The 19,128-nt window shown below is 40.2% G+C and carries 19 protein-coding genes; 5 read left to right on the plus strand and 14 right to left on the minus strand.

All coding sequences use genetic code 11. From position 1 onward, the window contains the following. Positions 1-13: 13 nt before the first annotated feature. Both ACFOWS_RS06995 and ACFOWS_RS07000 read right to left on the minus strand, forming a co-directional pair. Positions 14-1,003 (minus strand): 2-hydroxyacid dehydrogenase, encoded by a 990-nt coding sequence (locus ACFOWS_RS06995; protein WP_379763220.1) that lies wholly within the window; start codon positions 1,001-1,003, stop codon positions 14-16. Positions 1,004-1,120: 117 nt separating this feature from the next. Beyond that, positions 1,121-1,753, minus strand: coding sequence for a DUF2306 domain-containing protein (locus tag ACFOWS_RS07000; RefSeq protein ID WP_379763221.1), 633 nt, complete (start codon positions 1,751-1,753; stop codon positions 1,121-1,123). A gap of 205 nt (positions 1,754-1,958) precedes the next feature. Here ACFOWS_RS07000 and mtaB point away from each other — a divergent pair, with 205 nt between their 5' ends. Next, on the plus strand, positions 1,959-3,287 hold the full coding sequence (mtaB, locus tag ACFOWS_RS07005) for a tRNA (N(6)-L-threonylcarbamoyladenosine(37)-C(2))-methylthiotransferase MtaB (protein ID WP_379763222.1): 1,329 nt from the start codon (positions 1,959-1,961) through the stop codon (positions 3,285-3,287). A gap of 54 nt (positions 3,288-3,341) precedes the next feature. Here the strand turns inward: mtaB and ACFOWS_RS07010 are convergent, their stop codons facing one another. Next, positions 3,342-3,635, minus strand: a complete 294-nt coding sequence (locus ACFOWS_RS07010; RefSeq protein WP_366589904.1) for a GNAT family N-acetyltransferase — start codon at positions 3,633-3,635, stop codon at positions 3,342-3,344. 161 nt (positions 3,636-3,796) lie between these two features. Here ACFOWS_RS07010 and ACFOWS_RS07015 point away from each other — a divergent pair, with 161 nt between their 5' ends. Both ACFOWS_RS07015 and ACFOWS_RS07020 read left to right on the plus strand, forming a co-directional pair. Further along, positions 3,797-4,459: an alpha/beta hydrolase gene (locus ACFOWS_RS07015; RefSeq protein ID WP_379763223.1), complete on the plus strand. Its 663-nt coding sequence runs from the start codon at positions 3,797-3,799 to the stop codon at positions 4,457-4,459. 49 nt (positions 4,460-4,508) lie between these two features. After that, entirely contained in the window at positions 4,509-5,471 is a 963-nt protein-coding gene (locus ACFOWS_RS07020) for a lytic transglycosylase domain-containing protein (RefSeq protein ID WP_379763224.1), read from the plus strand. A 170-nt stretch (positions 5,472-5,641) separates the two neighbouring features. Here the strand turns inward: ACFOWS_RS07020 and ACFOWS_RS07025 are convergent, their stop codons facing one another. From ACFOWS_RS07025 to ACFOWS_RS07040, 4 genes are all read right to left on the minus strand, one after another. Further along, positions 5,642-5,941 (minus strand): mobile mystery protein B, encoded by a 300-nt coding sequence (locus ACFOWS_RS07025; RefSeq protein WP_379764500.1) that lies wholly within the window; start codon positions 5,939-5,941, stop codon positions 5,642-5,644. Positions 5,942-6,227: 286 nt separating this feature from the next. Then, positions 6,228-6,689, minus strand: coding sequence for a mobile mystery protein A (locus ACFOWS_RS07030; protein WP_379763225.1), 462 nt, complete (start codon positions 6,687-6,689; stop codon positions 6,228-6,230). Positions 6,690-7,089: 400 nt separating this feature from the next. Then, positions 7,090-8,466, minus strand: a complete 1,377-nt coding sequence (locus tag ACFOWS_RS07035) for a fibronectin type III domain-containing protein (protein ID WP_379763226.1) — start codon at positions 8,464-8,466, stop codon at positions 7,090-7,092. Positions 8,467-8,717: 251 nt separating this feature from the next. Beyond that, positions 8,718-9,233: a DUF2892 domain-containing protein gene (locus ACFOWS_RS07040; RefSeq protein ID WP_379763227.1), complete on the minus strand. Its 516-nt coding sequence runs from the start codon at positions 9,231-9,233 to the stop codon at positions 8,718-8,720. 172 nt (positions 9,234-9,405) lie between these two features. On the opposite strand from ACFOWS_RS07040, the gene rpmH reads away from it, so the two are divergent. After that, on the plus strand, positions 9,406-9,564 hold the full coding sequence (rpmH, locus tag ACFOWS_RS07045) for a 50S ribosomal protein L34 (protein WP_072882462.1): 159 nt from the start codon (positions 9,406-9,408) through the stop codon (positions 9,562-9,564). 98 nt (positions 9,565-9,662) lie between these two features. Continuing rightward, entirely contained in the window at positions 9,663-12,515 is a 2,853-nt protein-coding gene (gene carB, locus ACFOWS_RS07050; RefSeq protein WP_379763228.1) for a carbamoyl-phosphate synthase large subunit, read from the plus strand. A gap of 49 nt (positions 12,516-12,564) precedes the next feature. Here carB and ACFOWS_RS07055 read toward each other — a convergent pair whose 3' ends face one another. The 7 genes from ACFOWS_RS07055 to ACFOWS_RS07085 all read right to left on the minus strand — a co-directional run bounded on the left by ACFOWS_RS07055 (position 12,565) and on the right by ACFOWS_RS07085 (position 18,965). Further along, positions 12,565-13,653 (minus strand): hypothetical protein, encoded by a 1,089-nt coding sequence (locus tag ACFOWS_RS07055; RefSeq protein ID WP_379763229.1) that lies wholly within the window; start codon positions 13,651-13,653, stop codon positions 12,565-12,567. A 67-nt stretch (positions 13,654-13,720) separates the two neighbouring features. After that, positions 13,721-14,335, minus strand: a complete 615-nt coding sequence (locus ACFOWS_RS07060; protein WP_379763230.1) for a DUF7151 family protein — start codon at positions 14,333-14,335, stop codon at positions 13,721-13,723. Between the two features lie 156 nt (positions 14,336-14,491). Next, positions 14,492-15,076 carry a hypothetical protein gene (locus ACFOWS_RS07065; protein WP_379763231.1) on the minus strand — a complete coding sequence of 195 codons (585 nt, stop codon included), beginning with the start codon at positions 15,074-15,076 and terminating at the stop codon, positions 14,492-14,494. A gap of 105 nt (positions 15,077-15,181) precedes the next feature. Continuing rightward, entirely contained in the window at positions 15,182-15,622 is a 441-nt protein-coding gene (locus ACFOWS_RS07070; protein WP_379763232.1) for a carboxymuconolactone decarboxylase family protein, read from the minus strand. Between the two features lie 66 nt (positions 15,623-15,688). Continuing rightward, the gene (locus ACFOWS_RS07075) at positions 15,689-16,264 is read right to left on the minus strand and encodes a Crp/Fnr family transcriptional regulator (protein ID WP_379763233.1); all 576 of its coding nucleotides are present in this window, start codon (positions 16,262-16,264) and stop codon (positions 15,689-15,691) included. A gap of 94 nt (positions 16,265-16,358) precedes the next feature. Continuing rightward, on the minus strand, positions 16,359-16,850 hold the full coding sequence (locus ACFOWS_RS07080; RefSeq protein WP_379763234.1) for a DUF4440 domain-containing protein: 492 nt from the start codon (positions 16,848-16,850) through the stop codon (positions 16,359-16,361). An 84-nt stretch (positions 16,851-16,934) separates the two neighbouring features. After that, positions 16,935-18,965, minus strand: a complete 2,031-nt coding sequence (locus tag ACFOWS_RS07085; RefSeq protein WP_379763235.1) for a S9 family peptidase — start codon at positions 18,963-18,965, stop codon at positions 16,935-16,937. Positions 18,966-19,128: the final 163 nt, after the last annotated feature.

Raw genomic sequence — 19,128 nt, forward strand, 5'->3', positions numbered from 1 at the left:
ATTTTATAGGGAACTAGTGAACTGGATAGGGTAGAGTTCCGGTTTTGTAGAAGTCGATGATGTTCTGTGCGGACATGCGGGCCATTTCGTTACGGGCTTCCACGGTTGAGGAGCCAATATGGGGCAGCACGGCAACATTTTCCATTTGGAGTAAAGGGTTGTCCGGTTGCATAGGTTCGGGGTCGGTAACATCCAGTCCAGCGCCCCAAATGGAACCATTTTTCAAGGCTTCAATCAAATCAGTCTCAGTATGGACCCCACCGCGCGAAGTGTTGATGAAAATGGCGCTATTCTTCATTCTGTTGAAGGCTTCCTTGTTGAATACACCTTTGGTTTCCTCGGTTAAGTTGCAGTGTACCGAAATGATATCGCTTTGGGTCAACAATTCATCAAAGGAAACATATTGCGCACCCAGCTTTTCTTCAGCTTCTTGATTTTTAGAGCGATTGTGGTAGATAATATTCATGCCATAAGCGGCTTTGCAGCGTTTGGCCATGACACTACCAATGGTTCCCAGTCCAAAAACGCCCAAGGTTTTGCCATCGAGCTGAAAACCAAGGTTGGCCGTGGGAACAAAATGATTCCACAGACCCTTTTCAATGGTTTTGTGCATATGAACCATTTTACGGGAAACCATGATCATGAGTCCAAAAGCCACATCGGCGGTGGCTTCCGTCATGGCTCCTGGGGCATTTCCAATGACAATTCCATTTTTTTTAGCGGCTTGCACATCAATATTGTCATACCCCACAGCAAATTGGGATATGATGTCAATGTGCTTACATTGCTCCAAGAAATAGGCATCAATCTTATTGGAACCCGTACTTAAAAGGGCATCATGTTCTTTACAGATGTTGATCAACTCGTCCTGCGGAATGGGATTGTTGCTTTTGTTGATGGTGATGTTGAATCCAGCTTTTTCCAGCATATCAATGGCGAGTTGGGGATATTTTAAACTGAGGAATACTTTTTTAGGCATAGAGGCTCTTGCTGCGGTTTTCACCTAAAGGTACATTTTTTACGTTTTTTTAATTCTTCTGATAATGGATTGGAACAAATCGGTAACGATTCGTTATAATGCCCAGTTTAAAATTCCAAGACACTCATTGGGGCGCTCCAGTTAGACCATCACAGCTTCTTTTCTTTGCTGCCTTTTTATTATGAAATAAGCGACGGCCAAATTGGGAACCCAGCTTAGCCAGCCAACAATAAGATAGGCCAAAATAAAATCTCCAGTTATTGCCATTAAGAGGGGGAGCCAAATTCTTAGGGTCACAGCAGAAAAGCAGACAGCATAGCTGTAAATCATAAAATTTTGGTGGGCTTTAATGTTTCCATTCCTTATAGCATTGTAAGCCAGAAGAGTAGTGGCCAACCAAACAAGTCCACTCAATGAAAATCCTATTACGTTGGTGATTCCTCCATTAGCGAATTGGGCAATGTAAATTCCGCAAACACCACTTATCAATACCGTTACTACATAAATTTTCCCAACAGTTCTATGCAGTCGTATTCTTTTTCTTCTAAGTTTTGAGCTAAACTGCATCCAGCCAATCAACAATGCAATTCCTCCCAAAACAATATGCCCGTAAAAACCAATATTCCATAGCTGATCGGCCAAAAGTTCCTGTGTTTTGGATGATAATAACCCAAAATGTCGGTCAATTAAGAAGTAGATTGCTGGATAGAGTCCTACCAAAATGCAGAGACTGGCAAATATCCACCATGTGGTTTTATGGATAATTTTCTTCATTTGTAATGGGATTATATTAAGAGGGGTTCAAAATTTTTACGAGTCATTCTGCTGATAAGCTCCTAATTTAAGATAAAATAAGTGTTCTTTCAAAATAGGGGTTATGTGTTAACCGTTGACTTACATAATTTTGACGTACGCCGACACATTGTCACAACTCTCAACAAATCACTATCTTTGCGGCCCTGAAACAAGAAGTGGTTCAATGAGCAAGAAAGTCGCTTTTTATACGCTGGGTTGCAAACTCAATTTCTCTGAAACTTCCACCATTGCGCGAAGTTTTGAAAGGGAGGATTTTGAGCGTGTGGACTTTTCCGAAAGAGCTGACATTTATGTGATCAATACCTGTTCGGTTACCGAGAATGCGGATAAGCGTTTCAAAACCATTGTAAGACAGGCCCAGAAGGGAAACCCAGATGCCTTTGTGGCTGCCGTAGGCTGCTACGCCCAATTAAAACCAGAGGAACTTGCCACTGTGGATGGGGTAGATTTGGTACTGGGCGCTACCGAAAAGTTCAAGATTACAGACTACTTGAATGACCTTGCTAAAAATGATAGGGGAGAGGTACATTCCTGCGAAATAGAGGAAGCTGATTTCTATGTGGGTAGCTATGCCATTGGCGACAGAACTCGTGCCTTTTTAAAAGTACAAGACGGGTGCGATTACAAATGTACCTACTGTACTATTCCGTTGGCTCGTGGCATATCGCGGAGCGACTCTTTGGAAAATGTTTTACTGAATGCCAGGGAGATAGCCTCAAAAGACATTAAAGAAATTGTGTTGACAGGTGTAAACATCGGTGACTATGGCAAGGGAGAATTTGGCAATAAAAAGCATAAGCACACCTTTCTGGACTTAGTGAAAGCACTTGATCAAATTGAAGGAATACATCGACTTCGTATATCTTCCATTGAGCCCAATCTGTTAAAGAATGAGACCATAGATTTTGTGGCCCGGAGCAATTCCTTTGTACCGCATTTTCATATTCCTCTGCAAAGCGGGAGTGATGAAATCTTAAAGTTGATGCGTCGTCGCTATCTGTCCAATCTCTATGTAGATCGTGTAAAACGTATCAAGGAAATTATGCCCCATGCTTGTATTGGAGTGGATGTGATTGTAGGATTCCCAGGCGAAACCGATGAACATTTCTTGGAAACCTACCATTTTTTGAACGAATTGGACATCTCGTACCTACATGTGTTCACCTATTCTGAACGAGACAACACTTTGGCCGCGGAAATGGACCACGTGGTTCCTAAAAAGGTGCGGAGCAAACGAAGTAAAATGCTCCGCGGACTATCGGCCAAAAAGAGACGGGCTTTTTATGAAAGTCAGTTGGGCGGTGTAAGGACTGTGTTGTTTGAAGGGGAAAACAAATCGGGATACATTCACGGTTTCACCGAGAACTATGTAAAAGTAAAGGCGCCTTGGAATCCGGAGTTGGTCAACACCCTGCACCAAGTGGAACTTACCGAAATTGATGAGGATGGTTTGGTGCGGTTTCAGTTTGTTTCTGAATCGGTGTCGGTATAAAAAAACCTCCCATTTCTGAGAGGTGTAATGTCGTTTGTAAGTGGTCTGGTTAGGTCAGATTCGGATGCCTACGGGCAGCATCTCTTTGTATTGTCTGTTCTTTCTCAAAAAACCAGCTATGTGTGGGCTTGTAGGCACTACCCTTAGGTTTTTCTCTTGAATCTCGTTTAAAACGGCTTTGATAAAAGTTTCTTTAAAGCCCTCTTGGGTGATTTCTTCTGGAATTACCAGCTTGGTCAAGAATACTTTACGCTCTTGGGAAGAGTATTCAATTTTGGCTAAATGCCCATTGACCCTAGTTTCAAATTGGCGCAAGAAACTATTGTCGTTAATTTCCATTTCTGTCATATAGTACTGTTTTTAAATTGATACCGTACGATTACCAAAACGGTAATTTGGTGTCCCCTTGTTACAAAATATGTTCAAATAGGTGGGGTTAGTTATAAAAGGGATACAAAATTAGTCAAAATATTGTTAATTTCCTAGACCTTGTCGATATTTGGTGTGAAATGTCCGACAAGAAAATCCATGTCTACCTCATGCCCGGGATGGCAGCCAATCCATCCATTTTTGATGGAATAAAACTTCCCGAAGCTACTTTTGAGACCCATACGCTGGAGTGGTTTTTGCCGGAAAAAGGGATGAGCCTTGAGCAATACGCCCAACAAATGTGCAGTGGAATAAAACATAAAAACCCTGTACTTGTGGGGGTTTCTTTTGGGGGATTGTTGGTGCAAGAAATGGCAAAGATCATTCAGACTAAGAAAATCATCGCCATTTCATGTGTGAAATCCAAGAATGAGCTCCCCAAACGAATGTTATTCGCCAAGTATACCAAGGCCCACAAGTTGTTACCCACGGGCCTTGTGAACAATGTGGAACTTTTGGCCAAATATGCTTTTGGGGAAACCGTTACCAAACGATTGGATCTATATGAGAAATATCTTTCGATCCGAGATAAGCATTACATCGATTGGTCCATTGACCAAATTGTGAATTGGTCGCAAACCAAACCACCAAAAAATCTGGTGCATATTCAAGGTGAAAAGGATGCAGTTTTTCCCATTGTCAATATAAAAGAATGCATCGGCGTAAAAAATGGTACCCATGCTATGATTATCCACAGGGCAAAGTGGTTCAATGAGCATCTTCCTGCCATCATAATGGAATAATTTTGTCTTTATAATAGTATCTTTACCGTACTCAAATACAAAAATTGCTATGAAACACCTCAAAAACATATTGACCTTAATTGGATTGATAGCCGTGGTAAGCACCCTTATTTTTGCCGTACAATCCAATGAAGTGGAAGAAATGCCTGTTGCAAAGAAACCGGTGACAAAGGATAAAAATGTTGCAGACACGTACCAAATCAGTGCCATAGATATTCCAGATGACCTAAATTTTGCAGGTGAACCCGTTCCGCAGGAAGACCCAGAGATCATGGAGCGCGTAGATCGTGAATTTTTAGTGAACACCTATTGGCAATCCAATGCCGTACTGTTGATGAAACGCGCCAACAAATACTTTCCCATTATTGAGCCCATTCTTAAAAAGAATGGTATCCCAGATGATTTTAAGTATTTGGCCGTGGCTGAAAGCGGACTCGAAAATTTGGTGTCCCCCGCAGGGGCGACCGGTTTTTGGCAAATTATGAAAGGGACAGGACGGGAGTATGGTTTGGAGGTGAACGACAATGTGGACGAGCGCTACCATATTGAAAAATCTACCCAAGTGGCTTGCGATTACCTCAATAAATGGAAAAAACGTTTTGGCACTTGGACGCTGACCGCAGCAGCCTACAATGCCGGGCCAGCGGGAATCCAAAAATTTATGGGCATTCAACAGGTGGATGACTATTACGACCTGTTATTGGGGCAGGAGACGGGGAGATATGTGTTCCGCATATTAGCGATCAAAGAGATTTTATCCCATCCTGAGAAATACGGTTTTGAGCTAGAGCCAGAGGATATGTACAAAAAAGTACCCACTTTTACCGTAGAGGTGGATACCGCCGTAACCAACTGGGCCGATTTTGCCGAGCTTTATGAAATCAATTACAAAATCCTGAAACGTCATAATCCTTGGCTACGCGAACCACATTTAAACAACGCATCCCGAAAGAAGTACACCCTAGAAATCCCGAATAAGGGGTATTATAGAGTTGGGAGTGCAGGGCAGTAGCTTAAAAACAGATTGGGGATAATGAATACACATTCTTAATTCTCATAAACCAAGCACCAAGCACCAAGTTCCAAATTCCAAAAATGTAAATTGGAACTTAGGTTTTGTAATTTGGGATTTTTTACCCCTAGATTTTTTACATCTCTAACCTCATCTTACTCAGGAGGTATTTAGTTTATGGCAAAATCAATCAATGGTTTAATATTTCCATGGTCTGCTTTTTGCAAGGCTTTTATATATTTTTTTCTAACGTCATCGGCTTTTACCATGTTGGACTGATGCCAAGAGAATATTTCTTTTTCAAAAATTGATTCCATGATGAGGTCGGCCATAATCCTTGAATGCCTTCCATTTCCATTGGGAAAACAATGAATGGAAACCAGTCTATGTTTGAACCTGATGGCAATTTCCTCGGGTTTGTAGGTTTTATTTTCAATCCAGTATTTTGTATCGTCAACAAGTTTTTCAATTCAATGCTGATTTGCGTCCATTTTATACCAATGTTTTTTTCAGATTTCCTGAATTCACCGGCCCATTTCCAAACGGTGCCATACATTCTTTTGTGCAGGTTCTTGACAAACCTTTCGGTTAGGATTCTTTCAGGCTTAAAATTAGTGTGTATGGTCCATTCAATGGCATTTTCAATATTGAGTTGTTCAAATTCGTCCAACTCTGCTTGAGTGATAATCGACTTTAATTTTAAACCTTCCTTTTCTTCGGGGTTTAAAGGTGTTTGTCCTTCTGCGTATTCAAATTCTAATCCCATAAAGACTTTCTAATCTCTCTTTTTATTTCAGCAGCAAGATCTTTTATGGTTTCTTCTATTTTATCATCATCAATCCCTTGGTTTTCCAATTTCATGTTCTGATGGGTGCGCAGGACAATTTTCCGGGCCAGTGCCGTAGCTTTCTTTTCAACCAAATCATCTATGGTGCCATTTTTGGGCACCAATGAATATACCAATTGGAAGTCCAAGGCTGCGGCAACTTCTTTCATTGCATTGATTGTGATGGTTCCATTCGCTTCACTCTCCTCAATTTTTCTGACACCTTGACGGGTGATGTTCAATTTGTCGCCAAGTTGGGCCATGGTCATGTTCAGTGTGGTGCGAATGGTATTTATCCATCCACGGTCTGGAACCGTAATCTTTTTTGTATGAAGAAATGGATTTATTTTTTGATCCAATTGCTCAAGTAGAAGTTTACGTTTATTTCTCATTTCACTTCGAATTATGTTAAAATGTAAACTATCAGGTTTACAAATATATGAAAAAGTAAACTTATAGGTTTACAAAATAAATAAAAAAGTAAACTTATAGGTTTGCATAAAAAGAAGCGATTATTGGTTAGGGTTGAAAAAATACACCATTGAAATATCGAATAAGGGGTGTTACCGTAATGCGGGTAAAGGGTAGTGGGGGATTCTTATTTGAAATTTAGAGAGTTTTTTGGTGTTCACGTATCGGTCCCGTATATGAAAAGTAGCGGTTTTTTACACACTAATTTTTCGTTTTATAACTAACCTCTTTTAGGTTTACATTTTAGGGTTAGTACTCAATCCGCTATTTTTTATATACAAAGGTTACCAGCTGTTTATGTAGTATCAATATTTAGTTTTATTATTGATTACAATCTCCATTTTTAATGTCACTGATAGTTGGATTGTAAGCGTTTTCATTCACGGAGTAATTGCCATATAGACCGTTTGAGTTAACAACAAAATCCAAACCGCAAAAATTTATTAAAGAATTATTATCAAAGATTTCTAATCCGTTTGTAATTACTGCAACGTTTGACAAAAAATCCAAGTTTTGAAATGTAGAATACATAAACAGAATTGATAATTTCCCATTAATAGTGTTTAATGAATTTAAACTTTGCGGATTAATATTGCCACCTTCCTGGAGTAAAAAATCATCAACAGAAGTTAAATTTTCAAACATTGGATTATTCTCTACATTTTGTTCACAACGAATCATTCTTAGATCGCCAGATATTGTTTCTAAATTTTTAAAGTGATTACTTAGGTTATTCCCAATTAAAACTAAATCTCCATTTAATTGAGTCAAATCGGGAAAAAGCATTGTATCTGGATTTGCCGTATAGAGAGGGTCAAATGTAATATTTCCAGTAACATTTTGAATGTAGTTAAAAGAAGACAATGTACTTTCACTAAATGAAATACCATTGAGAAATATATTGCCATTGACGGAAACGTATTGATTTTCATCGAAGAAATGAATTGCACTTTCATTAATCTGTATAAATTCCAAATTACCTATGTATGTATCTCCCGTGGTTGCAAAAGAGAATTCATATGGGATTGACTCATTTCCATTACTGTCCGTAGCAATTATTTTTCCAGAATAAGAAGTGTCTTCTTCTAGATCTTCTAAATGATATCCAAATTCTCCAACGGAAACCGAAGTATGTAATTGGTTATTTAAATAGAGGTTCCAATCAATATCATTGTTGTCATTATCAGTGATTGATAATTGAAACATAGCATTATATCTATAAACCGATTGAAGATTGAAAGAGATTTCTGGAACTATATTGTCATTTAAAGTAGTTGAATAAAAATATGATTCGGAGGTATTCCCTTCTTGATCAAAAGCTACAATCTTTCCTTTATATTGTGTATTATGTTTTAAACCAGTGGCAATATATGCAAAACGGTATTCTGGATTTTCAGGTGAATCTATAGAAATATTTTCTCCGTTTACGTTAATTACATTAGTGTCAGCAACCAATTGCTCCGAAAGGTTTTCAGCTATTAATTCATAATCTGCTTCATCAACATTCTCACTTATAAAAACATTGTATTTGACTATGGAATTTTCAGGGTCTGTGGATTCTGTCCATCTAAACGTTATACTATTAAAACCAGATTGAACTGCAATTGCGTTGAATTCCCTAGGTGGTAAGTTCCTTATATCATCATTTGAACAACTTATGATAATTATGGATATCATTGCAAGTAATAAAATTCTCATGTTTAATTTTTTAATTGCTGGTAACGTTGTAAAATATGATTTATTTTAATACTTCGGCTACGCTCAGTACAAAGTGATTTATATCGACCGATACTGAAACAAGTTCAGCACAGGTACGTGAAGTTAGGATTTTTCACGAAAAAATTCCAGATAGGATTGATGAACACACAAACTTGATTGACCAATGGGCAAACTTGGTATTTGTCTGTCTGCCGTAGGTAGGGGTTTTGTAATTTGGGATTTTTTACCCCTTAGATTTTCTTCATCTGCTGCTGCATCATCTTGATCTGTTCGGTAAGCATGTTGTTTTTGTCCAGCTTTTTGGCCTCTTGCAGCAATTGGGTGGCTTCGCGTTTTCTGCGCTTTTGCATGGCAATGCCCGCCAAGCTCAATTTGGTCATGGCCACATCATAATCCATGGTTAGGCCGAATTTTAGGGCCTGCTTAAAGTATTTTTCCGCTTGGGTGAGGTTCTTTTGGGAGTAGATGATACCGTGCAGGTAATTATAGTAGCCTTGTTGTTTTTTTATCAAGGCAGCGGATGGGTCTTTTATCTTGTCCAACCATTTTTGAGTGCCTTCCATATCCTGTTTTCGCATCCGAAGAAAGGCCAACAAAATCATTTCGTTTCTAAAATAAAGGAAAATGAAGATCAATGAAAACAGGATCAAGGCTATTCCGTTGCCAATATACCCTTCAATAAACTGGTAAACGGCATACCCAATAATCAATGCGGCGATAACAAGTTTGATGTTTTTATTGAACATAGTTGCGAGTTGATTTTTACCTTTTGTTTAGCGCTGGCAAAAGTACTAAAAACTAATTTAAATATTTTTGGGGTTGGCTTGCCAAAATAAAAAGTCTTTGTATATTTGCGCCCAGAATTTTTCGGGAAGAAATTACCTTCCCACAAACAAAATCCATTAAAAGAGTTCCGAAATGAAAAGAACGTATCAGCCGTCAAAAAGGAAGAGAAGAAACAAGCATGGTTTTAGGGAGCGCATGGCGACTGCCAATGGTAGAAAAGTTCTTGCGAGAAGAAGAGCCAAAGGAAGAAAAAGATTAACAGTTTCCTCTGAGCCAAGACATAAAAAATAATGACTGTATTTTAGTTTTATATCTAAAGGTGTTACTTTTCCAGTAACACCTTTTTTTTGACATATCAACAAAAGAAAACGAGTAACACCCTATAGAAAATGCCTAAAAGAAAAGATTTAAAATCCATTTTGATTATTGGTTCTGGCCCCATCATTATTGGTCAGGCATGTGAGTTCGATTATTCTGGTTCCCAAGCCCTACGGTCCTTAAAAGAGGATGGGATAGAGACCATTTTGATCAACAGTAACCCTGCCACAATAATGACTGACCCCGTAATGGCGGACCATATCTACTTAAAACCGCTTACCACCAAATCCATTGTTGAGGTATTGAAAAAGCACCCCAATGTAGATGCAGTGCTGCCTACCATGGGCGGGCAAACTGCGTTGAATCTGTGTATTGAGGCGGATGAAAAAGGAATTTGGGAAGATTTTGGAGTGGAAATCATTGGTGTGGACATTGATGCGATCAATATTACAGAAGACAGGGAGAAGTTTAGGGAACTCATGACCAAAATAGGAGTAGGAATGGCACCACAAGCTACTGCTACTTCGTTTTTAAAGGGAAAGGAAATAGCCCAGGAATTTGGCTTCCCTTTGGTGATACGGGCTTCCTTTACGCTTGGAGGTGCCGGGGCAGGGATTGTATACGAGCCGGAAAAATTTGATGATGTATTAAGTCATGGCCTGGAAGTTTCGCCCATCCATGAGGTAATGATTGATAAGGCCATGATGGGCTGGAAGGAGTACGAATTAGAGTTGCTTCGCGATAAGAACGACAACGTGGTCATTATCTGTACTATTGAAAATATGGACCCGATGGGAATCCATACAGGGGATTCCATCACTGTGGCACCTGCAATGACCCTTTCGGACAGGACGTTTCAGCGCATGCGAGATATGGCCATCCACATGATGCGCAGCATCGGGGATTTTGCCGGAGGATGTAATGTGCAGTTTGCGGTAAGCCCAGATGAAAAAGAAGAGATTATCGCCATAGAAATCAATCCGAGGGTGTCACGATCTTCAGCCTTGGCTTCAAAAGCAACGGGGTATCCCATTGCTAAAATCGCAGCCAAATTGGCCATTGGCTATACCTTGGATGAGTTGGATAACCAAATTACCAAGTCTACTTCAGCATTGTTTGAGCCCACGTTGGACTATGTCATCGTAAAAATTCCAAGATGGAACTTTGATAAGTTTGAAGGGTCTGACCGAACTCTTGGCCTTCAAATGAAATCTGTTGGTGAGGTGATGGGCATTGGTCGCTCGTTCCAAGAAGCCTTGCACAAAGCCACACAATCCCTTGAAATAAAACGAAATGGTTTAGGTGCTGATGGAAAAGGGTATAAGGATTATGAAAAAATCATCCATAAATTAAAGGTGCCCAGTTGGGATAGAGTCTTTGTAATTTATGATGCCATTCAATTGGGGATTCCGTTGAAACGCATCCATGAGATTACCAAAATAGATATGTGGTTCTTAAAACAATATGAAGAATTACATTTTTTGGAAATGGAAATTTCAAAATACACCATTGAAAGTTTGCCAAAAGCCTTGATGTTGGAAGCGAAGCAAAAAGGTTTCGCCGATAGGCAAATTGCACATATGTTGGATTGTTGGGAGAGTGAGGTGCATAGCAAGCGTATGGAATTGAAAATCAATAGGGTCTACAAACTGGTAGATACCTGTGCCGCTGAGTTTAAAGCGGTAACCCCATATTATTATTCCACGTTTGAAGAGGAGATTGAAACTCCCAGTGGTGAACGCTATGTGGCCAACGACAGTGTGGTGACCGATAAGAAGAAAATTGTGGTGCTGGGCTCAGGGCCTAACCGCATAGGACAGGGGATTGAGTTTGATTACTGCTGTGTACACGGGGTATTGGCTGCTTCGGAATGCGGTTATGAGACTATAATGATCAATTGTAACCCCGAAACCGTTTCAACAGATTTTGATACGGCGGACAAACTTTATTTTGAGCCCGTTTTCTGGGAACATATCTACGATATTATTCTTCATGAAAAACCCGAGGGCGTAATTGTGCAATTGGGAGGTCAAACCGCATTGAAACTGGCTGAAAAGCTGGATAAGTATGGTATCAACATCATCGGTACAAGCTTTAAATCCTTGGATTTGGCTGAAGATAGGGGTAGTTTCTCCACCTTGTTAAAAGATAACGACATCCCTTATCCCAGATTTGGAGTTGCAGAAACTGCTGATGAAGCCCTGGATTTGGCCGAAGAACTAGGATTTCCACTTTTGGTAAGACCTTCTTACGTTTTGGGAGGCCAGGGAATGAAAATTGTAATCAATAAAGAAGATTTGGAAGCCCATGTAGTGTCGTTGCTTCGAAGTATACCCAACAACAAATTACTTTTAGATCATTATTTGGATGGTGCTATTGAAGCGGAAGCGGATGCTATTTGTGATGGGGAAGATGTTTACATTATTGGAATTATGGAGCACATTGAGCCTTGCGGTATTCACTCTGGGGACTCCAACGCAACCTTGCCACCTTTTAATTTGGGTGAGTTTGTGATGCAACAGATAAAAGACCATACCAAAAAAATCGCTCTAGCCTTAAACACGGTGGGACTAATCAACATTCAGTTTGCAATAAAAGATGATACGGTCTACATCATTGAGGCTAATCCCAGAGCGTCTAGAACGGTTCCTTTTATTGCCAAGGCTTACGGAGAACCATATGTGAATTTTGCCACTAAAGTGATGTTGGGCGAAAAGAAAATCAAGGACTTCAAATTCAACCCACATTTGGATGGCTACGCCATAAAACAACCGGTGTTCTCGTTCAATAAGTTTCCGAATGTGAACAAAAATCTAGGACCAGAGATGAAGAGTACTGGAGAAAGTATTCTGTTCATTGATAGTCTTAAGGACGATGAGTTTTACAACTTGTATTCCAGAAGAAAGATGTATTTGAGCAAATAAAGAAAAATGTCGATAAAAAAGGGCCGCTAATTAACGGCCCTTTTTTATTCTATTTATTTGACGTTTTTTCAATTTTATCCAATCGGTCAGAAAGGGTATTGATGAGTTTGTTCTGTTCGCTCAGAGTTTTATTGATGTTCTTAAGGCTGTCGATTTCTTTTTGCTGTTGAATGGTATGCAAGGTCAACTCTTCAATCTTTTGGAGCAATTTCGCGTCCATTAGCCCAAGGTCAACCCCATCTTTCTTAATTTCTTCAGCACTGGGTACATTAGGAAGATGCCCATTCTGTATTATGTAGGCCTCAATTTCCTGTAAGCTAAGAAGGTCATAGCTTTTTGCAAAAACAAAATCTGGCCAATCTTCGCTCAATAAAACCGTTACACCTTCAGCAATCATGGTACCATCAACAGCTACCATGTAACCCGCTGGAACAGTTGTTGTACCGATACTCACATTTCCAGTGGAATACGAAATATCATTTCCAGAAGTAGTCCAAGGAGAAAGGTCTCCTGCGATGGAAGAACCGTTCAAAAAAATATTTGTAGCATTCAAACTACCGTCTACATCCAGCGTATAACCTGGAGTGTCCGTTCCAACACCAATATTTCCTGTATTGTAATAGATATCGTTTCCTGAAGTTTCCCAAGGAGAATTCTGTAAAGCGGTCCCGTTAAGGAATATACTTGTTGCGTTAAAGGACCCATCAACATCCAATAAATATCCTGGAGTATCTGTGCCAACACCAACATTACCAGAGTTAAAATAGGCATTACCACCATTCAGGCTCCACAAAGGAGTGGACAGAGCCTCTCCGTTCAACAAAATATTGGTGGCATTCAAGGTGCCGTCCACATCCAAAGTGTAGGCAGGACTACCTGTTCCTATTCCAATGTTTCCTCCTGAGTAAAAGGCATCATTCCCTGAGACGGTCCAAGGTGAACTCTGCACTGGAGCCCCATCTACTACCAGGTCCGTAACGAATAGTTGTGAGGCATTTATTGAACCTACAACGTCAAGGTTGAAGGCAGGGGAGAGAGTCCCAATTCCTACATTTCCTGAAGCGGGAAAAGAATTCTGTCCGTAAGATGATGTACAGATAATGAACATCAGTACAATGAGTGGGGTAATTTTTTTCATGATCTATTTAAAAATTGATATGTCGAAATAAAGACTTAACACTTGTTTCTTGGAGTATACAGCTGAATTATTCGTACTCCCTTAATTCAAATGATAAATTACTGAAATTATCCGCAAAGGCATTGATTCCATTTTGAAGTTCCAATCGTACTTGGTTATCACCCACCAGTTCTCCACGAACACCGGTATGACTGCTAGGCGTACTGTAAAAGATTACGGTTTTCCCAATGTCTATGGATCTGTCCAAAGTTCCTAAATATATACCTTGGGATTCCCTGGCCCACGAAATTGAGAGGCCTAATGAATTTTCCACCACAGTGGCCACCGGATTTTCCGTGTCCGTTTGGTTCAATAATGAGACATAGGTTTGGTAAGTGAAACCAGTTGGGTCGGCATTGCATAGATATTCGGAGCTTTCCACTTCCCCGGCATCAAGTTCACCATTGTCGTTGGTGTCCAATCCAACATCAATTCTGTAGCCACCATTAGAACAGTTTGCCCCTGGCTGTTCTATTACCGTGGTTATTAAGCTGTTTAATCCGTCGGCACCGTCATTGCCATCATTACCATTGATACCGTCTCTACCATCAAGACCATTGGTGCCATCCTCTCCACTGCATGACAGTAAGGAGAAGAAGACTAAAATAAACATAGGGATTACAAAAGATAGGCTTTTTCTCATGGGGTTAAGTAGAATTTAGGTTTTAAACATATAAAGGTAATAATCCATTCATTATCACCAACCGATATCAAGATGGAAGGTGCAGAAAATCGGATGAACTGCATGGGAATGATATTGTTTTTCACAACCTTAATTTTACCCTAAGTTGATTAAGGTTTAATCAATAAGTTCAAAGGACTTGACTATTTTTAAGAGTGTATTTTTGTGTTCTTGCTTTCTACGCTTCAAGGTCCATGACATAATCATATAAATCTTGTCATTTCCTTCTGCAAAGGTCAGGAAATAGGAGAGTTCATCTTCAATGTTGTCTACTTTGCCATCCAATTCAACTGATTCCGCCTTCAATCCTGAAATCATCATCGGTTTAAAATCAGATTGATGCGTAATGTTCATTCTACTTGCAAGCCTTTTTAATTGTATATCCCGATAAAGTCCAATATGGTATTTTTCCTTATACCCCAACTCTTCCAATGTATCCAAAAACTCTTGTTTAGATTCATCAATTACTATAGTATATATTTCTTTATGAATGTTTTGGTATTGCAGGGAAGCGTCACTATTTAAAGCGGTGGTTTTTTGCATAACCTTGGGGACACTGATGCTGTACTCATCCTTAACACGTACTTTAACGATATCATGGATGCTATTGGTTTCTTCGGAGCTTTCTTTTTTTACATTTAGGCAGGAACATAAGGAGACAGTAACACATAGGATGAATAAAAGATAAGACGTTATTTTCATGGTACAGGTTTGATTAAAAGTAAACAATTTGAAAATCAAACAGGGAATAATACTGAAAGGCCCCATTTTGTGGGACCTTTTTATCATGCGTTACAATTGTAAACCTTATCTATCAAAGGGCTTGTGGGTACTAATGGCAATCCGGTTCCAAGCATTTATGGTCACCACGGCCATGATGATTTGAGCCAGATAGTTCTCACCGAACAATTTCATGGCTTTTTGATAAGTCTCGGATGTTAAGCCATTTTCATGAATCAGTGTAACTTCTTCCGTGATCTTAAGTACAATTTGCTCCTCTTCAGAATAGAGTTCGGTGTCCCACCAGGCGTCCAATAAAAACAAACGCTGTGGATTCTCGCCCAGTTTTATGGCCTCCTTGGTGTGCATATTTATACAAAATGCGCAGCCATTGATTTGGCTGGCCCGGATTTTGATAAGTTCGTAATGCGTCTTGCTCAATTGGCCTTCTTGCATATATTTTTCCAGTCCAAACATGGCATTGAAAGCTTGAGGTTCTAAGACATCAATTTGAATTCTTTTTTCCATTTTTTAATTGTTTTTTGAATGTAGAACGAAGGTATTCCAAACGTTATCCAAAAAACTTAAACAGGTTTAAGAACGCTTTTTTGCACGTATCTCGCTCACATACTCTGGGGTGAGACCTAAAAATGAAGCAATCAAATATTGGGGGACACGTTGGGCAAAATCGGGATAATGTTCGGTAAAGTGCAGATAGATTTCTTCTTTGGAAAAATCAAAAAGATATTTCATTTTCATGATGGAAGCCCCGTACCCAATTTGGTACATAATCCTAAAATAACGTTCGAGCTGCGGAAATGCTTTGAGCAGTTGTTCTTGCTTTTCAAAACTGATGGAGAGTAACTTTGTGTCTTCGGACGCTTGTATATTAAAATCGGTTCTGGTTCGCTTCAAATAAGCCAAACAATCAGTCATCCACCAATTGTCAATGGCAAATTGAACGGTTCGCTCCATTCCCTTTTCATTGGTATAATACATATGGAGGCAACCTTGGAGCACAAAATAATTGTAGGCGCAAGATGTTCCAGCCTCCATCAAAGTCTTTTTTTTGGACACATTTTGGAATTCAAAAAAACTACTGATTCCTTCAAAATCTTCATTATTGATGGAAACATACGTATTGATATGGGAAAAGAGCTGTGTTGACATGCTATTCCAAAATTAGAAAGAATACAATAACTATTGGAATAAAAAAAGCCCATACCGGAAGGGAAGTATGGACTTTTCGGTATTTTTAAGATGGTTATTCAACGATTGCGGAAGCCACTTCACGGTGCATTTTCCATTGGTTATCTTCTTTGTCTTTCTTTAGAATCACTAAAAAGGTGTCCTGTAGTTCTACCGACTCACCCTTGTCATTGGTATAGTACACTTTGCTGGTTCCATAGTCATATGCAATGGAATCACTGGCTATGACGGTTTCCTGAGGAGTCATGATGATGCTGTCATAGCTGAACTTTCCCAAACGCGCTTCACGCTGTCTTCTGTATTCCAGCCAATCCTCACTACCGGGTGTTACCCCTTTCATATCTGCCGTGGCATATTGGGCCAGGTCAGCGTATCGTTTCTCTTTAATGGCCTGTTGAAACGCTGCCCGAAGTTGATTAATCGCCTCCACTTCTGCGGCAATATCAATGGTGTCAACAACAGTTTCCTCTTCCTCAACCTCGACTTCCTTGGGAGTTTGATTGCAGGCTAAAACAAGAAACGTCAGTAGAAAAACAAATTTTTTCATAATGCGTAATTTTTAAGGTTAGTGTTTAAAAAAAGCCTAATATACTGATAATTAGCATTCTGAAAAACGGTGATTTCCTGAATTTTAATTCATCCCTTTATATTTTTCAAACCAAGCCAAAACACTGGCAATTTTGGCAATCAAGTTGCTGGGTCGGTTCGCAATCCCGTGCGAAGCACCTGGAATACGAACCATAGCGGTTTCCACATTTTGCAATTTAAGGGCAGCGTAGAACTGCTCAGATTCTGCGATGGGAGTACGGTAATCCTCTTCACCGGTCAACAACATGGTGGGCGTGGTTACATTGCCCACATAAGTCAGAGGAGAGCGGCGCATATAGTTTTCTGGGTCTTCCCATGGTTTTTTACCAAACCAATATTTTGAGAAAAAGGGTAGGGCATCCGCATACAGCACAAAACTGGTCCAGTTGATGACGGGCTTGGCAACAACGGCAGCCTTAAATCGGTCTGTTTTGCCCACAATCCATGCGGTGAGCACTCCGCCACCGCTACCTCCGGTTACAAAAAGGTTGTTTTCATCCACATAACCTTTGGCCAATACCGCATCCACACCAGACATAAGATCTTCGTAATCGTGGTTGGGGTAATCATGGTGGATAAGGTTCCCAAACTCCTCTCCGTAGCTCGTGCTTCCTCTGGGATTTGTGTAGAGCACCACATAACCTTCCGCGGCATACGCCTGAATTTCTGCGGAATACACCGAACCATAACTTTGGAAAGGTCCTCCATGGATTTCTAAGATCAATGGATATTTTTTGGAAGAGTCGAAATCTGGGGGCGTAACCACCCAACCCTGAATTTTACGTTGGTCATAGGACGATTCCCACCAAATCTCTTCAACATTGCCCAATTTTTTGAAGGCAAAAAGGTCGTCATTCAATGCGGTGAGCCGTTTTTTGTTCTTTTTGATATCCACCACGGCCAAATCCGCGGGGTGTTTTGTGGTTCCGTAGGTGAATGCAAATTTGCCATTGGTCGATGCTGAAAAACTGGCCCCGTTGTAAGGTCGCCCTAGGCTAAGACCGCCCAGTTCGTCGGTGATGTCTTCAACTGAACCCGATAAACTCATTGAAGCCAATTTGCCCATACCCTGGTCGGTGTAGCTGAAATATAACCCATTGCCCTTGCTGTTCCAGGCCATATCCTCTACATCCCGGTCAAAATCTCCAGAAATCAATTGGGAACCACTACCGTCGGTATTCATGACATACAATTGGGTCAACTGATAGCCTTGAAAACGGTCATCAAATCCCAAATAGGCAATTTTTGAACCGTCAGGGGACAAAACTGGATTGCCATCTGGGCCAAAACGGTCGGTTAAGGGTGTAATTTTCCCATCAGTCACACTAATGCTATAAATTTCGCTGTTGGCGGGTTCAAATTCCTCATCCTTGTGGAAGTTAGCACTGAAATACAAATGGAAATTGTCTTTGGACCAAATGGGGCCTCCGTGATCAAAATCGGTAAAAGTGAGTTGTTTTGCCGTACCTCCGCTGATGGGCAAGGTGAACAATTGCGTGTTTCCACCTTTCAAATAGCCTTGCCCATCGCCACGATAATTCATTTGGTCAATGTATTTGGGCGGGTCGTTCCATTTGGCGCCTTCAGGTTTGGCCGGAAGCTTCACGATAGATGGGTTTTCCTTGGGAACAAATAGGGTAAAAGCTAAATGCTTATCGTCATGCGACCATGAAACCTGCCCGGGAGTTTGCGGCGTGTTGGTCAAAGCCATGGTTTCCTTGGTGTCCAACCACATCAAGTAAAGTTTCATTTTATCATCAGCCCTATTCGATTTAAAGATGATTTTGGACCCGTCATTTGACCATCTGGGGTAAAAATCATTCTGGTTTCCGGTGGTCAATGGGCGATTATTGGAACCATCAAAATTTACAATCCAAAGATTGGATAGGTTCCGGTCTGTCATCACATCTTTAAAATTTCGGACATAGATGATTTTAGAACCATCCGGTGAAATTTGTGGGTCAGAAACGTATTCCATGTTAAAGATGTCCAAGAGTTCCAAGTTGGACTGTACTTGGCCATATCCCAAAGGGATAATAGCGACCAAGAGCATTAGGTTGAGTAGTTTTTTCATGATATTGAGTTTAGTTAGTTATCTAGTTTATTCCTCCCACTCCGTGTGGAAAATCTCTTCTTGGTCTACACACTCGTAAGTACGTAAGTTAAAAAGTTGCTTTACGTCATATCAGTAACAGTGTGTCTGCGTATATGCATAAAATAATAGGACTGAATAAGCT

Origin of the sequence: Flagellimonas marina, from assembly GCF_042651185.1 — a bacterium.
Taxonomy (GTDB): domain Bacteria; phylum Bacteroidota; class Bacteroidia; order Flavobacteriales; family Flavobacteriaceae; genus Flagellimonas; species Flagellimonas marina.

Excerpts from the sequence above, each read along its gene's own strand:
- ACFOWS_RS07000 (WP_379763221.1), bottom strand. The coding sequence starts at position 1,753 with ATGAAGAAAATTATCCATAAAACCACATGGTGGATATTTGCCAGTCTC.
- mtaB (WP_379763222.1), top strand. The coding sequence starts at position 1,959 with ATGAGCAAGAAAGTCGCTTTTTATACGCTGGGTTGCAAACTCAATTTC.
- ACFOWS_RS07010 (WP_366589904.1), bottom strand. The coding sequence starts at position 3,635 with ATGACAGAAATGGAAATTAACGACAATAGTTTCTTGCGCCAATTTGAA.
- ACFOWS_RS07015 (WP_379763223.1), top strand. The coding sequence starts at position 3,797 with ATGTCCGACAAGAAAATCCATGTCTACCTCATGCCCGGGATGGCAGCC.
- ACFOWS_RS07020 (WP_379763224.1), top strand. The coding sequence starts at position 4,509 with ATGAAACACCTCAAAAACATATTGACCTTAATTGGATTGATAGCCGTG.
- ACFOWS_RS07030 (WP_379763225.1), bottom strand. The coding sequence starts at position 6,689 with ATGAGAAATAAACGTAAACTTCTACTTGAGCAATTGGATCAAAAAATA.
- ACFOWS_RS07035 (WP_379763226.1), bottom strand. The coding sequence starts at position 8,466 with ATGAGAATTTTATTACTTGCAATGATATCCATAATTATCATAAGTTGT.
- ACFOWS_RS07040 (WP_379763227.1), bottom strand. The coding sequence starts at position 9,233 with ATGTTCAATAAAAACATCAAACTTGTTATCGCCGCATTGATTATTGGG.
- rpmH (WP_072882462.1), top strand. The coding sequence starts at position 9,406 with ATGAAAAGAACGTATCAGCCGTCAAAAAGGAAGAGAAGAAACAAGCAT.
- carB (WP_379763228.1), top strand. The coding sequence starts at position 9,663 with ATGCCTAAAAGAAAAGATTTAAAATCCATTTTGATTATTGGTTCTGGC.
- ACFOWS_RS07055 (WP_379763229.1), bottom strand. The coding sequence starts at position 13,653 with ATGAAAAAAATTACCCCACTCATTGTACTGATGTTCATTATCTGTACA.
- ACFOWS_RS07060 (WP_379763230.1), bottom strand. The coding sequence starts at position 14,335 with ATGAGAAAAAGCCTATCTTTTGTAATCCCTATGTTTATTTTAGTCTTC.
- ACFOWS_RS07065 (WP_379763231.1), bottom strand. The coding sequence starts at position 15,076 with ATGAAAATAACGTCTTATCTTTTATTCATCCTATGTGTTACTGTCTCC.
- ACFOWS_RS07070 (WP_379763232.1), bottom strand. The coding sequence starts at position 15,622 with ATGGAAAAAAGAATTCAAATTGATGTCTTAGAACCTCAAGCTTTCAAT.
- ACFOWS_RS07075 (WP_379763233.1), bottom strand. The coding sequence starts at position 16,264 with ATGTCAACACAGCTCTTTTCCCATATCAATACGTATGTTTCCATCAAT.
- ACFOWS_RS07080 (WP_379763234.1), bottom strand. The coding sequence starts at position 16,850 with ATGAAAAAATTTGTTTTTCTACTGACGTTTCTTGTTTTAGCCTGCAAT.
- ACFOWS_RS07085 (WP_379763235.1), bottom strand. The coding sequence starts at position 18,965 with ATGAAAAAACTACTCAACCTAATGCTCTTGGTCGCTATTATCCCTTTG.